The 14,863-nt window shown below is 41.7% G+C and carries 16 protein-coding genes; 5 read left to right on the top strand and 11 right to left on the bottom strand.

Annotated elements, in window-relative coordinates:
* The first annotated feature begins 1 nt into the window (after window position 1).
* Genes CYL18_RS01910 through CYL18_RS01900 form a run of 3 tightly spaced genes read left to right on the top strand, consistent with a single transcriptional unit; the run spans window position 2 to window position 1,912 of the window.
* Entirely contained in the window at window positions 2–748 is a 747-nt protein-coding gene (locus tag CYL18_RS01910) for a fumarylacetoacetate hydrolase family protein (protein ID WP_104847770.1), read from the top strand.
* On the top strand, window positions 745–1,512 hold the full coding sequence (locus tag CYL18_RS01905; protein ID WP_104847769.1) for a fumarylacetoacetate hydrolase family protein: 768 nt from the start codon (window positions 745–747) through the stop codon (window positions 1,510–1,512). The genes CYL18_RS01910 and CYL18_RS01905 overlap by 4 nt, the downstream gene beginning before the upstream one ends.
* A gap of 16 nt (window positions 1,513–1,528) precedes the next feature.
* The gene (locus CYL18_RS01900; RefSeq protein ID WP_104847768.1) at window positions 1,529–1,912 is read left to right on the top strand and encodes a 5-carboxymethyl-2-hydroxymuconate Delta-isomerase; all 384 of its coding nucleotides are present in this window, start codon (window positions 1,529–1,531) and stop codon (window positions 1,910–1,912) included.
* A gap of 96 nt (window positions 1,913–2,008) precedes the next feature.
* On the opposite strand, the gene CYL18_RS01895 is transcribed toward CYL18_RS01900, so the two are convergent.
* From CYL18_RS01895 to CYL18_RS01870, 6 genes are all read right to left on the bottom strand, one after another.
* Window positions 2,009–2,482, bottom strand: a complete 474-nt coding sequence (locus CYL18_RS01895) for a flavin reductase family protein (RefSeq protein ID WP_104847767.1) — start codon at window positions 2,480–2,482, stop codon at window positions 2,009–2,011.
* Window positions 2,483–2,513: 31 nt separating this feature from the next.
* Window positions 2,514–3,497 carry a 3,4-dihydroxyphenylacetate 2,3-dioxygenase gene (gene hpaD / locus CYL18_RS01890; protein WP_104847766.1) on the bottom strand — a complete coding sequence of 328 codons (984 nt, stop codon included), beginning with the start codon at window positions 3,495–3,497 and terminating at the stop codon, window positions 2,514–2,516.
* A gap of 27 nt (window positions 3,498–3,524) precedes the next feature.
* Window positions 3,525–5,042 carry a 5-carboxymethyl-2-hydroxymuconate semialdehyde dehydrogenase gene (gene hpaE / locus CYL18_RS01885; RefSeq protein WP_104847765.1) on the bottom strand — a complete coding sequence of 506 codons (1,518 nt, stop codon included), beginning with the start codon at window positions 5,040–5,042 and terminating at the stop codon, window positions 3,525–3,527.
* 24 nt (window positions 5,043–5,066) lie between these two features.
* The gene (gene hpaI, locus CYL18_RS01880; protein WP_104847764.1) at window positions 5,067–5,981 is read right to left on the bottom strand and encodes a 2,4-dihydroxyhept-2-ene-1,7-dioic acid aldolase; all 915 of its coding nucleotides are present in this window, start codon (window positions 5,979–5,981) and stop codon (window positions 5,067–5,069) included.
* A 75-nt stretch (window positions 5,982–6,056) separates the two neighbouring features.
* A complete protein-coding gene (locus CYL18_RS01875; RefSeq protein ID WP_104847763.1) occupies window positions 6,057–6,713 on the bottom strand; it encodes a GntR family transcriptional regulator in 657 nt (218 codons plus the stop codon).
* Between the two features lie 130 nt (window positions 6,714–6,843).
* The gene (locus CYL18_RS01870) at window positions 6,844–7,320 is read right to left on the bottom strand and encodes a GNAT family N-acetyltransferase (RefSeq protein ID WP_104847762.1); all 477 of its coding nucleotides are present in this window, start codon (window positions 7,318–7,320) and stop codon (window positions 6,844–6,846) included.
* 439 nt (window positions 7,321–7,759) lie between these two features.
* On the opposite strand from CYL18_RS01870, the gene CYL18_RS01865 reads away from it, so the two are divergent.
* Window positions 7,760–9,172: a glycosyltransferase gene (locus CYL18_RS01865; RefSeq protein ID WP_201741223.1), complete on the top strand. Its 1,413-nt coding sequence runs from the start codon at window positions 7,760–7,762 to the stop codon at window positions 9,170–9,172.
* Window positions 9,173–9,184: 12 nt separating this feature from the next.
* On the top strand, window positions 9,185–10,099 hold the full coding sequence (locus CYL18_RS01860) for a polysaccharide deacetylase family protein (protein ID WP_104847761.1): 915 nt from the start codon (window positions 9,185–9,187) through the stop codon (window positions 10,097–10,099).
* A gap of 56 nt (window positions 10,100–10,155) precedes the next feature.
* Here CYL18_RS01860 and CYL18_RS01855 read toward each other — a convergent pair whose 3' ends face one another.
* From CYL18_RS01855 to CYL18_RS01835, 5 genes are all read right to left on the bottom strand, one after another.
* On the bottom strand, window positions 10,156–10,752 hold the full coding sequence (locus tag CYL18_RS01855) for a hypothetical protein (protein WP_104847760.1): 597 nt from the start codon (window positions 10,750–10,752) through the stop codon (window positions 10,156–10,158).
* A gap of 155 nt (window positions 10,753–10,907) precedes the next feature.
* Window positions 10,908–11,363 (bottom strand): YrvL family regulatory protein, encoded by a 456-nt coding sequence (locus CYL18_RS01850; protein ID WP_104847759.1) that lies wholly within the window; start codon window positions 11,361–11,363, stop codon window positions 10,908–10,910.
* A gap of 366 nt (window positions 11,364–11,729) precedes the next feature.
* Window positions 11,730–12,713 (bottom strand): ring-cleaving dioxygenase, encoded by a 984-nt coding sequence (locus CYL18_RS01845; protein ID WP_104847758.1) that lies wholly within the window; start codon window positions 12,711–12,713, stop codon window positions 11,730–11,732.
* 259 nt (window positions 12,714–12,972) lie between these two features.
* Complete coding sequence (locus CYL18_RS01840; RefSeq protein WP_104847757.1) at window positions 12,973–13,950, bottom strand: 1-phosphofructokinase family hexose kinase; 978 nt, start codon at window positions 13,948–13,950, stop codon at window positions 12,973–12,975.
* Window positions 13,937–14,809, bottom strand: coding sequence for a tagatose bisphosphate family class II aldolase (locus CYL18_RS01835; protein ID WP_104847756.1), 873 nt, complete (start codon window positions 14,807–14,809; stop codon window positions 13,937–13,939). Before CYL18_RS01835 ends, CYL18_RS01840 begins: the two co-directional genes overlap by 14 nt.
* Window positions 14,810–14,863 lie beyond the last annotated feature (54 nt).

Genomic DNA, 14,863 nt, shown 5'->3' with positions numbered 1-14,863 from the left:
CTTGATTGATTCTACATTAACCGGATTCTCAAATTGTGCCCAGCTCCTCTCAGGGACCAGCCAAAACAGCATGAAAGACATCCCCATAAATGGAACCGTATATGGAACCTTATTGAATTACAAATCTTCATACAGCGAACTAGAACCTCATATGAAAAATCAGCCCTATCAAAAACCTCCAGAAGCTCCAATCCTATACATCAAACCAAGGAATACATACAACCATCATCAAGGGACTATCAAACTTCCAAACGGGATAAATCAAATCCAAATTGGTCCTGCACTCGGTATAGTCATCGGCAAAACAGCCGTAACCGTATCAGAAGACCATGCCATGCAATACATTCAAGGTTATACCATTTTAAATGATGTCAGTCTTCAACATGACAGTCTGTATCGCCCGCCCATTCGATTCAATGCAAGGGATGGCTTTTGCCCAATAGGTCCTGTAGTCAGGAAAGCAAATCTAGTACAGGATCCTCACAACCTGGAAATAAAAGTCTATGTGAATGAACAGCTTATTCAGACCGCTAACACCAATGAACTCATACGCCCTATCCCTGTTTTGTTAAAGGAAGTAACCGAATTTATGACCCTTTATCCTGGGGATGTGCTAATGATTGGTACGCCTAATAACATGCCATTAGTCCATGAGGGAGATACAGTCAGAATAGAGATTGAGCAAATCGGCAGCTTGGAGAACCAGGTTCTTTCATTCAATCGTATAGAACGGGAGGGGAATAGATGAAGCACGCTCGTATTGCCTATAAGGGGGCAGTTCATATCGTCTCTGAAAGAGAGGGAAAATTATTATTGCCAGACGGACGTATGCTTGATGAGGAAGAGGTTGTATGGCTCCCTCCAGTGAATCCTGGCAGTACCGTTTTTGCTCTTGGCCTCAATTATGCTGACCATGTGAAAGAGCTCGATTTCACCCCGCCTAAGGACCCCCTCATTTTTTTGAAAGGTCCGAATACCTTCATTGGTCATAGAGGTGAAACAAAACGGCCCATTTCTGCCAAATACATGCATTATGAATGTGAGTTAGCAGTCGTCATCGGAAAGACTGCCCGTCATGTAAGCCGCGATCAAGCGAAGGAACACATTGCTGGCTATACCGTTGCTAATGATTATGCGATACGTGACTATCTAGAAAACTATTATCGGCCGAATTTGCGTGTTAAAAACAGGGATACATGCACCCCCATAGGTCCATGGCTTGTGGATGCATCCGATATCGATGATCCTTTAAATCTTACAATACGAACCTATATTAATGGAGAACTAAAACAAAATGGAAACACGAGAGATATGATTTTCTCCCCCTACTATCTTATTGAGTATTTAAGCAGTTTCATGACCTTAAACCCAGGCGATATTATCCTGACAGGTACACCTGAGGGAGTAGAAAATACCGCTATAGGAGACGAAGTTATTACGGAAATCGAAGGGATTGGCCGCTTGCATAATACCATTGTAAGCATAGATACACCCCTTATCTCAAATCAATGATAGGAGGTTATGTTCAATGCCCCATCTCATTATAGAGTACACAGATAATTTATCTCCTCATATTCAAATAAAAGAGCTGCTGAAGAAATCCGGGGAAGTCCTATCCTCCTTCCCGGATGTGTATCCTATCGGAGGAATACGTGTAAGAGCCGTCAAAGTAATGGATTACTGGATTGCAGATGGCTCTGAAGATGATGCATTCGTCCATATGACTCTAAAAATAGGAGCAGGACGGACAGATACAGTAAAGAAAGAAACATGTGATCAGCTGTTTCAAGCCTTACAGGAGCATATGCATGAATTATTCAATTCAAGGAATCTTGCCCTGTCACTCGAACTCAGCGAATTCAGTGAATCGGGTACCTATAAAAAGAATAATATTCATAAACGGTTTAAGTGAGAGGCTTCTCACGGCAAAAGGCGTATCCATAATCGGACACGCCTTTAATTTCTTTCTTTTATTAGATGAAACATGTATTCTGGCAGTTAAAAAGTGCTAGTCTTGCATATCCTCTTGATATTTGCCATATTTCCCGCCGAAGAAAACAAGCGGCTTCCCTTCATTAAGGAGCAGCTCTTTCACCTCACCGATAAATACAGTATGATCACCTGCCACTTGCGCGCTATAGACATCACAAATAATACTTGCAATAGCCCCCTTGATTAATGGCCGATCATCAACCCAGTTAAATTCCATCTCTCTTTTTTCACCTGTCTGACCTGCAAAGAGCCGAGAGATTGCCTCCTGCTCTTCGGAAAGAATATTGATGACAAAGCTTTGTGACTGCTGAATCTTTTCAAGCATTCTCGCCTTATCACCGACAGACACCATAACTAGCTTAGGGTTTAGTGAAACCGACATAAAAGCATTTGCTGTCATCCCATGGACGATACCGTCCACCTTCGTAGTCAGAACGGTCACTCCTGTAGCGAACTTTCCCATTGCAGATCGGAATAAACGATCATCCATTCTTCTATCCCTCTTTTCAGCGAAGATACAGTTATATGATAAATTCAGGTTTTTTCTTCTTCAACAGTGGTTCCCGAGACTTGTAAACTTCTCCAGTATGGATATCCAATACATTTGAAGCTTCATCAAACCAGCAGTCTGGCGCTTTCGCACCCCAAAATGTCTGTCTCCTTGGATCATCCAAATTCCAGTGCAATGGTCCGACATCCGGGTCGCAAGTGAGGTAATCACCGTTATACAGCTCAATTCGATGACCATCTGGATCCCTTAAATAAAGGAAAAAGGCATTTGACAAGCCGTGTCTGCCCGGTCCTCTTTCAATCGAATCAGCATGTCCTAATGAAGCCAATACATCACAAGTATGGATGAGAGCAAGCGGGTCTGGAAGCCAGAAACCAATATGGTGAAGTCTTGGGCCAACTCCATTCATGAAGGCCTGGTCATGCACGCTATGTTTGCGATGCAGCCAGCTGGCCCAAAGCTTCCCATCTTCATCAAGGGTATCCTCTGAACAGGAGAAACCAAGTTCATGACAATAGAAGTCATGCGCAGCCTGCACATCTGGAACAGCACAGTTCACATGGTCGATTCGCTGCACTCTTGATCCTCTATAAAGATCATATCTCTGCAACAGTCGCTCCACCTGAGGCATTTCATGAAAGAACTCTACTGGCAATCCCGATATATCCTGAATTCGCAAGGCTCTTCCAATTGCATGCTGACTTCCTTTTTCCATTCTTTTCATCTTGATGCCGTTAGATGAACATAGGTTCTCCAACTCATCCAAATCCTCATCACTTGACACTTTATAGCTAATGACTTCCACACTTGGTGTATCAGCCTTCTGAAGCACCAGGCTGTGATGATGGATTTCCTCCAGTCCGCGCAAATAAATGCGTGTATCAGAGCTTTCTGTTTCAATAAACCCTAAGGCATCAATATAAAATTCCCGCGACCGCTCCAAATCAGTAACATTCAATACCGTTCTTGCTATACGAATAATGTTAAAGTCCATAAATTCATCCCCTTCCTTCGGTCATCGTTACCGAATTTCAGACGCGGTTATTTGCTGCTTCTTTTTTACGCCAAATTTCGGAATGCTTTGTTCACCAATCGAGACATGTACAACTTGTGTTTCTGTATAAAACTCAAAGCTATAATGTCCGCCTTCACGTCCGACGCCGCTGTTTTTAGACCCTCCAAAAGGAATCCTTAAATCGCGCACATTTTGTGAATTAAGCCATACCATGCCGCTGTCCACCTTTTGTGCGAGCCGGTGTCCCCTTTTTATATCTGTCGTCCAAATATAGGCCGCTAGCCCATACTTCGAATCATTCGCCATCTCAAGTACCTGTTCCTCTGACTTAAAGGGGATGACGGCCATCACCGGTCCAAAAATCTCTTCCTGAGCGACGGTCATATCATTTCGGCAATTTAAGAGCAATGTCGGGGCAACATAATTTCCTTCTTTTAATTCTTCCGGAATTTTACCGGATATGACCTCAGCTCCCTCCTCCCTAGCCAATTGGATATAGCGGCTTACATTCTCGAAATGCTCCTTATGGATGAGCGGTCCAATTTCACTGTTTGGATTCATTGGGTCGCCAATGATGATGTTATCCACTCGTTCTTTAAGTAGGCGGACGAATTCATCATGAATGCCCTCCTGGACAAAGAGACGGGAATTCGCCGTACATCGTTCTCCATTAAAAGAGAAAATCCCCCACACGACTGCATCAAGCGCCTTCTCTAAATCCGCATCATCAAAGATAATTGCCGGTGACTTCCCTCCCAGCTCCATTGAGACGCGTTTTAATGTCGAGGCTCCATTACGAATGATTTCCGAGCCTGTTTTCGTTTCACCTGTGAAAGAAATCAATTGAACATCCGGATGAGCGACTAAAGCGGCCCCTGCCGTTTCGCCGAATCCATGAACAATATTAAAGACCCCCTTCGGCAGACCTGCCTTATCAATGATCTCAGCTAATTTATTGGCTGTCAGCGGGGACCATTCTGCCGGTTTCAGCACGACTGTGTTCCCAGTGGCCAGAGCCGGTGCTACCTTCCAAGTTTCAAGCATAAAGGGGGCATTCCATGGAGTGATTAAACCCGCGACCCCTACCGGCTTGTGGATGGTATAATTGATAAATGCCTCATCGACCTGATAGGCTTCACCGACGAGCCGGCTATTGACCATCTCAGCATAAAAACGAAAATTCTCAGCCGCACGCGCAGCCTGTTTTTTGGTTTGGCTGATTGGCAAACCTGTATCCAATGACTCGAGGTAAGAGATTTCCTCTGCTTCCTCTTCAATCAGATCGGCTATTTTTTTGATATAGTTCAACCGTTCCTTCACAGGCATTTCTCTCCATGGTCCATGCTTGAAGGCATCTCTTGCAGCCGCTACCGCTATGTCGATATCCACTTCGCTCCCCTTAGCAACCTGATTAATTTCCTTATTTGTAAAGGGGCTTATATTACTGAACATCTCGTTTGAATCCGCTTCCAAAAATTCGCCATTAATATACTGCTTTATATTAGGAACTGCGCTGACATCCATCAAACTCCTCCTGTCCAAATAAGATCATTGATTAATACTTTCCAGATATCCGTAGGTTTTCAGCGTTTCTTTAATCTCATCATAAAGTTTGCCAGATGGCATTTCCATCGGCGGCCTCATTGCAGGATGAATCTTGCCAATCATGCCCATAGCCGCCTTCAATGGCCCAGGGTTGGTTTCCTTAAATAAAACATCATTAAGGGGCATAAGCTTATAATGCAAATCCAGTGCCTTGTCTACTTCCCCAGCTTTCCAATAATTATACAGGTCAGCAACTTCTTTCGGAGCCACACAGGCCGTTGCGCTAATATGGCCCGCTCCCCCAATTGCTAGCATCGGATAGCAAAGGAGCTCAATGCCTGAATAGAGGAGAAAGTCTCTCCCGCAATTGAGCAAAACTCTATTCACATGCTCAAAATCTTTATTGGATTCTTTTACTCCAATAATATTTGGACAATCCTCAGCAAGCCTAGCCAGTGTCTTCACTTCAAGGTTCACGCCTGTTCTTCCGGGAATATTATAAACGATGATGGGAATATCGACCGAATTGGCAACCGTTTTAAAGTGGTTATACAATGCTTGCTGGTTTGGCTTGTTATAATATGGAACGATTACTAATGCAGCATCAGCTCCCATTTCCTGGGCCCGCTTTGTTAAGTGCAAAGTCTCCTTCTGATTGGCTGAGCCTGTACCAGGCATTACTGGAACTCTTTTTCTGGCTGCCCTGATTGCCGTCTCCATCACCAGTTCTCTTTCTTCTATAGATAAAGAGCTCGGTTCCCCAGTAGTACCGCACACGGATACTCCATGAGAGCCACTGTCAATATGCCAGTCTATGAGGCTCTTTAATGTGCCGGTATCTACTTCCATTTCAGTATCGAACGGTGTAATGATTGGAGCTATTGATCCTCTCAGCCTATTCTTTACATCTTCAAACATCTAATCTCTCCTTTATCAGTATATTCAGATAATTTATGATGAAGGATGACGATTTACGTCACCTATAAAACCACCCTATAAAATTTGCTGCTCATTCTTGTCTTTCCGATTAAGAAAAGCCTCAACCGTATTCTTACGATGATTTCTGATGATAGCTTCAATTTGTTCAGAAGGGGCTTTCTCCTTCAGGCATTGAATCAGCTCAGCATGCTCCTGGATGGATTGCTGTGCCCTTTTAGGAACCATGGAAAAAATCGATTTTCTCACTCGATCCATGCGATCCTGTGTTTCCTCAATTTTTTCTATCAAAACTGGATTGCCGCATTTTTGAATGATGCTCGCATGGAAGGTTCTATTCAGGTCTCCAAATAATTCAAATTCAAATTCTTCGACTGCTTTTTCCATGTCCCGGTTTAATTGGATCAACCGGCTAATATCTATACTCGTTAAATGTTCAGAGCTTAGTGCCGTAGCATAGCCTTCTAGTACACTTAACACCATCAAGGTATCGATATACTCTTTTTCATCAATGCTTGTGACGACAGCCCCGCTGTATGGCTTGTATGTAATGAGGCCATCTGATTCTAATTGCCTGATGGCTTCTCGGACAGGAATGATGCTCATCCCCATTTCTTTGGCCACTTGATCAATGACAATCCGTTGTCCAGAGCCAAAGGTACCATCCAAAATGCTTGTTCGTAAATGCTTATACACAAATTCTTTTTTGCTCATCTATTTTACATTCCTTTCCATAAACCAATCATATATGAAATCATATATGATTTCAATGAGTTATTATACTTTTCTGAACAAATCGGGCTTAATTGCCTATGAAAGCCTTCCAAATCTCTGTTCATTCCTATCATGAAACGGACAAGGGATAACTCATAATAATCAGCTCACCTTTCTTCCCCATTCTTCGTTCCCCGTGATCCATGTACCCACATTTTTTATACAAGCCTTGGGCAATGGTATTTTTCACGTTTACAGCGAGAATGATTTCCTTTGTATCCTGGAAATGTGAGCAGACAAATGCGGGCAGCAGACTTAAAGCCTTCTTTGCATATCCAAATCCTTGATAGCGGTAATCAGTTGAGAATGCCCGAATAAGAATGGTGTCCTCATTGGATGTGTATGCTTTGGGTCCCTTTCCTTTATCAAGGACAAAAAAGGTGACCAATCGTTCATCTTCAATCGCCAATACAGGAAGCCTGTGCACATCTGTTTTAGAGAGTTCGATACATTCACCAGGCATAGCCGTATAGCGCAGCTGCTCCTCTCGTAATTGGTATTGCTCGATTAATGCCAAATCCTGTTGCTTATAGAAACGAAGCTCCATAATTCCACTCCCCATAAAAATGTTAGTTTCAATTATATCAATTTACTTAAATAGCAAATAATCTTACACTATCATCCACTGCTCGAGGTTCAAATCTCCTATAAATCCTCTATATATACAAATTTCATAAGGAATATAAGAGAGTAAAATACATATTTTCCCTTTAAGTAAATCTAAAGACTCATATGCATTTTGTAAAATCATGCCAAAGATAACCATCGCACCGGAATACCTCTTTTTTAAAAGGGTATAAATACCTGTTTTTTACCATTTTAACCATTTTACAGGCACATCAGCCTTCTATTCTCTATTTTTTTATCCACCTTTAGCCACATTGACTAAATTTAATATGAATCTATATTATTAGGATTGTAACAAATATTTAATATTGTTAAAAAAATGAAATTTTTTACACTTTAATGATTAAAGGGGATTTTTTATGGAAATGCATATCGGTTTGATTGTTACATTGGTTATGTATATTGTCTTCTTTACTTTTCAGGCATTGTACATTTTCATTCCGCTTCTCACTGTAAAAGGCAAACGTTTCTCTTCCAACAAGCATGTCTTTGAACAAGGGATTTCTGTATTAATCCCAGCCTATAACGAGGAATCGGTCTTAAAAAATTGTATACAAGCGCTCCTTCATGTTGATTATCAAAAGTATGAAGCCTTCATCATTAATGATGGCTCATCCGATCAATCGATGAAGCTGCTTAACTCTCTCCTGCAATTGGAAGAATGCAAGAGGAATAAAGCCAATGTACTCGAGCACAAAGAGATTAAGGGAGTCTATCAATCAGCCCTTTATCCAACCATATTTGTCATTGATAAAGAAAACGGCGGAAAGGCTGATTCCCTCAATGCGGGTATTGAATTGGCCGCCTATGAAAATATTATTACACTTGACGCGGACAGCTCTTTAGATGTTCATTCTCTCCGTATCATTAATGAAGCATTCGTGGATAAAGATGTGATTGCTGCCGGAGGAATGGTGCATATCGGGCAGGCTTTTCATGGTGATTATACAAATCCGAAAGCAAGATTTAGCATCAACCATCTAATGAAGTTTCAATTTATGCAATATTTAGCCAACTTCTATTTATACAAGATTACGCAAACAAAGTTCAATGCTCTGGCCATCATTTCAGGAGCTTTTGGGGTATTTAAACGCAGTGTTCTTCTAGAGGTGAAAGGGTACAGGATAACCGTTGGCGAGGATATGGATATCACGATGAGGATTCAGCGATTGATCAAGACGAAGTATCCGCATAAAAAAATCATTTTCATACCGGAGGCTGTTTGTTTTACAGAAGGACCTGAAACCTTCCGCGATCTTTTTAAGCAGCGCATACGCTGGCAGAAGGCTTTCATCGACTGTATTATGATTTACGGAACATCCTTGTTCAGGAAATTCGGGTTTGGCGTATCGATCTTTTTATTAGTAGATGCCTTAATGCTCGGTACTTTAACGGCTTTTCCAACATTGATTATTCCATTCGTCATTCTCCTGTCAGGCTCCGGTGCTTTTCTTGCCCTAATGCTCTTTCTCTTTTCCTTCAGCCTCGGAGTGTTCCAAAGTGTCGTAAGTTTAATTATTTCCCATCGCTTAGGACATTCATTCACTAGACGTGACAAGTTTAGACTCAGCTATTTTGTTCCATTGGAAATCGTAAGCTATCGCTTCTTAGGAGTAATATTTAATACATTCGGGACGGTTGCCTACTTTATCAATAAGAATAGCTGGAATAAAGTGCAGCGTGTTGGCAGACAGCACCAAACATATGGCGAAGAACTGTCTGGTTCAGAAAAGGTTATACCAATTCTGCAGAAAAGCAAAAAAACGAGCTAGAGGTGCCAGGATATGAAGAGAAAGTTTAATATCACATTTATCATTGTCTTTTTGGTCCATTTTTCGGTATTGAGTGTCCTGTTTGCCCAGAACTTTGAGACAATAGCATTCGGCAAGCTGCAATTTGCCAGCGACAAACCACTTGAACTGGAGCGTGAAATGGATTTGAGGGATTTCGATATATCAAAGGCCGCGAGAGCCAAACAAGTCCCCGTCCTCATGTATCATAGGATTATCAAATCAGATGATCTTCAAACGACTCATTACAATGAAGAAGGTGAATTATACGGCACCATCGTGACCAAGGAGCAATTCAGCGAACAAATGGAGCATTTACATGAAGAGGGCTATACAACCTTAACATTGGCAGAATTTCAAGCCTATATGGAAGAAGAGATTGATGTTCCAAAGAAAAGCGTGCTCATTACCTTTGATGATGGATTTAAGGATAATTACATTAATGCCTATCCTATCTTGAAGAAATATGATTTACGTGCGACCATCTTCTTGATTGCGGGAAATATTGACCGAGATCCGCGAGATTATGATCCTGCAGATGCCCAATTCTTAAGTGTCGAGGATATCGAGGCTAGTACAGACATATTCGACTATGAAAGCCATACGTATAAATTCCATGAAAGGGACGTAAACGGTGATGCTTTCTTGACCTCCAAACCGAGAGAGGATGTATTAAGAGATATTGAAGAAGGAATGGATATTGTCGGTTCTAAAACCGGATTTGCCTATCCGTTTGGGGAATACAATAAAGAAACTCTAGAGATTTTGGATGAATTAGGACTGGAAATGGCCTTTACAATTAAGGATGGGATGGCAAAACCAGGCGAATCCATGCTCGAGATTCCAAGACGAGGCATTTATCCTGGAACAACGATGGACATTTTCAAGCTCCTCCTCACCTATGAATAATCAAATGGACGAAGGAAGATGCATTTCTTCCTTCATCCATTTTTATGTATCCATCATTATCGATTGCCTATGTTAACTGCGGATTTTTGTCCCTTATCCACAGTATTGATCATTAACATATTCTCAGTTAAATGGTCTATGAATGGCGGATAGAAATCAAATAAATCCATTAGGTTTTTATAAAGAACATCTGCTTTCTTGGCTGTTTTCTTCAGAAATACTGCATAGGATTTCACCAAGTTAAGCTTCCTCTTTTTCAAATCAAACTCAGCCAGCTGAATATGATAGATTCCTTGTCCATTCTCTTTAGCAGCATACAACTCTTGTATTTCAAGCTCCAATGCTTGAATGGCATGGTATTCAGAGAGAACCTCCGATGTGACGAATGCCTCATTTTTCTTTATTGCCTCAAGAATCTGTTCAGCTAAAGCGCATGTATCCATCACTTTCGTTGACTCTTTTTTTCTATGCTCCTTGATAACATATAATTCTCGCTCAAAGAAGCCATATGTTTGTTTAATCCTCATCATTTGCGGAAGAATAGTTGAACTTAGTTCAGAGAATAATTGTCTTTTTGCTTGTTTTTTCTCAAGCGATAAAAGTCCATCTGAAGCAGAATGCATTGTACGTAATAGTTGCAATAATTTCCTCATGCTACTCCCCCCTATAATTCAGACATAAACCACTTTCTTTTTCTATCGACCTATCATGTTTAAAATAAACCAAAATCCTCAACAAAACAACTTTCGACCTATATTTTTGAGTAATAATACCTATCTAAACTCACATTACCTATTGCACTTTATGCTTAACTCTTCTCCTGTTTCGGTCTTTCTTCAAAAACGATTTCTATTAACCACGAGATAAGCCCCAGCAATATTTCTGTCCTTAATGGAATGTTTATCCCAGTTATGCATTCATCCGCAATATAAAAGGACAGGGAAGAGAAAGCTATTATGAAGATGGTTCGGATTATGAATCGCTTGTAATGCTGGTACTGGTAGACTCGGCTGAATAACTGTGCCAGCAGTTTGGAGATTGGGTCTAGGAAGAAATCAATCAGCAGCATGATTCCCGTAAAATAGACAAGCGCCTTCACGGAATCATACGAAACGCCAAGCAAGCTGAATATGCCTGCCACCCCAAAGAAAATGATGCCGAACACAAACAGAATTGCACAAAGGATTAAGAGCCCAATCATACCAAATGCAAATAAGCCCCCGAATCTCCCCATCCTCTTGAAATCATCTTGATTATCGTTCAAAGTCCCCCAACCTTTCCTGTATGTATTTTCTTCAAAGGATTGCTATCCGATAAAATGAATGTTACTATATATTATGCATACAAGACCACATAGAAATAAAGCTAATTCAAGAAAAGATTCTTCCTTAGAAACAACATTTCCATCCTTTTATTGATTGCCTCACCCTAGATACATAAGATAAAAGGAGGTTATTTTATGGAAGAATTGTACGAGCCCTATATTAGGAAGTATGATTTCTTTATCTATGAAGATGAGCTGTTTCACAATGTGGATTTAGATTTTGAAGAATACATTGAAGAAGATTAATAAACAAAGGATTGGTCCAATAAATGGAACCAATCCTTTCTTACGTTTATGCAAGGTTTTTTACTCATATTCCTTTTTAAAGTCGCGCGTGCTTCTGACTGTATCAATTGGTCGTACAACTGATTCAATATACTCCCGTTTCGGCTCAAGAAACGGAGGGAGCGACAATTTTTCACCCAATGTTTCATAAGGCTCATCCCCCATGAAGCCCGGCCCATCCGTGGCGAGCTCAAACAGAATTTGAGGTGCGACTCTCGTATAGAGTGATTCAAAGAAGTGACGATCCACATAGCCGGAGGACGGAAGCCGAAATGCCTTCATTCGCTCAATCCAATCATTTAAAGCTTCTGTATCCTCGACACGGAAAGCGGCATGATGAACCGTTCCATAGCCTTGCTGAGCGTACGGCAAGGATGTGTTCTTCTCAACGATAACCTGGGCTCCATTCCCTCCTTCACCAACCTCGAACAAATGGGCGCTTCCCTCTTGGCCGATTTCCGTAAATTGATAGACCTTCTCCAATACTTCCTTAAAATAATCAAATTCAGCGATGCGAATATAAATTGGCCCGAGTCCGGTAATGGCGTATTCCAGCGGTATTGGTCCATCTTGCCATGGAATACCTGATGCTACACCCTCATTAAACTCATCAGAAATCAATTGATACTGCTGGTCATCAAAATCGGCGAAAGACAGTATCTTTTTCCCGAATTGCTCCTCAATGCCGTCATGTTTAACCTTTAAGCGGTCAAATCGCTTTAGCCAATATGACAGCGCCTCATCTGTCGGCACCCTGAAGGAGGTTTTGTAAATTTCGTTGGTCCCATGGCTTCCCTTCACTATTCCAGGGAAATCAAAGAACGTCATATCTGTGCCTGCGTTCCCGCGGTCATCTGCAAAGAACAAGTGATATGTTTGAATGTCGTCCTGATTGACGGTTTTCTTGATCAGCCTCATTCCAAGTACATAGGTGAAGAATTGATAGTTCTTCTCTGCACTGCTCGTAATCGCTGTCACATGATGAATCCCTTTTAATCCGTTCATTAATCATCCACCCCCATTTTTATATCCTTAATTTATCTCGAATTCGAGATAAAGTCAATCTATCCGCTCTTTACATTAACTAAACTAGGATATTTCAATAACAAAACGAGGGTCAATTGGACTCTTTGCCTTAATGGAGGTACCATTCAATATCTTGAGTGTCACCTTCTGCAATATATAAGATATGGAATCGTGATGGAAATAGGCTGCCGCAATCGTACTGTTGTACAATTGTGACAGCCTATCCGTGAATCTTCTACTATTTAACCATGTCCACCGTAATTTTCTCAATCAATGCTCCAACGGTATCTAAATTAATATAGCCTGTTCTTTCTTCCATCGCATTAGCTGCCCCGCAAGCAGACGCAAGCACCAGTGTTTGCTCGATCGAATAACCTCTTACCATCCCTGCAGCAAAACCGGCAATAAATGAATCTCCTGAACCCACTGCACTGGCCGCCTCAATCTTAGCAGTGGAAACTCGGTAATGCTTATCCTCATAAAGAACGAGAGAGCCATTTTCTCCATCGGATACAATGACGACTTTGATTCCCTTTTCTTGCAGCTTCTCCATTGCTGACCAGATTTCGTCTTCATTTTGGCATCTATAACCCAACACCTGCTCCAGTTCCTGGAGATTAGGCTTAATCAAATATGGTCCATCTTCTATACAATCAATCAAAGCTTGTCCACTCGTATCCAATATAACCTTAACACCTGATTTTTTCGCCTCCGCAAGAATCATGCGATACAATCCAGAAACAAAGCCTTTAGGAAGCGACCCGCTTACAGCCAGGACAGCAGAGCATCCTGCTTCTTGCCCGCCTGAAGCTTCAGAAGCATCCTTTAAAAGCTCAGCTATCTTCTCCTCAAATAATTTCGCTTCACATTCGGATATGCAGGGGCCTTCCTCCAGAATTTCGGTTTGGTTCTTCTCACTATCTATGAAAGAAAGACATTGCCTTGTTTCTCCCTGCACTTGGATGAATTCATCCGTCACACCCAATTGCTGCAATTGATCCCGAATGAATGCCCCATTGCTCCCGCCCAGAAAACCGGTCGCAGTGATATCCTCGCCAAGTAATGTAGCCACCCTTGTCACATTCAATCCCTTACCTCCGGCCGATTTCAGCGGGTTCTTCGTGCGAGTGCTCTTGCCAATCTTCAGCTTATCCAGCTGGTAGGCTGTATCGACCGCAGGATTAAGGGTAACTGTAATCAACTTAGGCTTTGCCATTGCTGCCACACATCATAATCTTATCAATGACGACTTTCTTCATTGCTTCCTTCCCTGGCGTCATATACTTGCGCGGGTCGTTCGCATCCGGATTTTGTCTGAAGTATTCCTTAACCGCATCCGAGAAAGGCATTTTGAGATCAGTAGCAATATTGACCTTACAGATTCCCATTTGGATGGTCCGCCTGACCATTTCTTCGGGGACATCTGATGCACCGTGAAGAACAAGCGGGATATCCACATAGGAGCGAATTTCCTCCAGCCGTTCAAAATCTATCTTTGGCTCACCCTTATATAAACCATGAGCTGTTCCAATAGCCACTGCCAAAGAATCAATACCAGTCAGCTCAACAAACTCCTTTGCCTGCAATGGATTGGTGAACTTAGAGTCCTTTTCATCTACTACAAGATCGTCCTCGACACCGCCAAGACGCCCTAATTCTGCCTCCACTGAAACTCCATGTGCATGGGCATATTCTACAACCTGTTTAACGAGCTTAATATTCTCTTCATATGGAAGATGGGATGCATCAATCATAGCTGATTTAAATCCATAATCTATATATTTCTTGATTTCTTCGATGCTCTCAAAATGATCGAGATGAAGGGCAATAGGAACATCATATTTGGCGGCTGCTACATTGCCGATGGCAACCAGATAATCCCCTCCGGAGTATGATATCGTCCCTGGTGTGCTTGCCAGTATAACCGGTGATTTTAATTCACTTGCTGTTTCAACGACTACTTGGAATGTTTCAAGATTATGAATATTAAATGCTGGAATTGCATAGCTCCCTATCTGCGCTTTCTGAAACATATCCCTTGTATTCACTATGCTACTCACTACGCTACTAGTCATATTGTCGTCTCCTTCACAGATACCTAAGTCATAGGAATCTGTTTTTTTGATTAG

This window comes from Pradoshia eiseniae, from assembly GCF_002946355.1.
Taxonomy (GTDB): domain Bacteria; phylum Bacillota; class Bacilli; order Bacillales; family Pradoshiaceae; genus Pradoshia; species Pradoshia eiseniae.
This window is presented reverse-complemented; position numbering and strand designations above follow the sequence as displayed.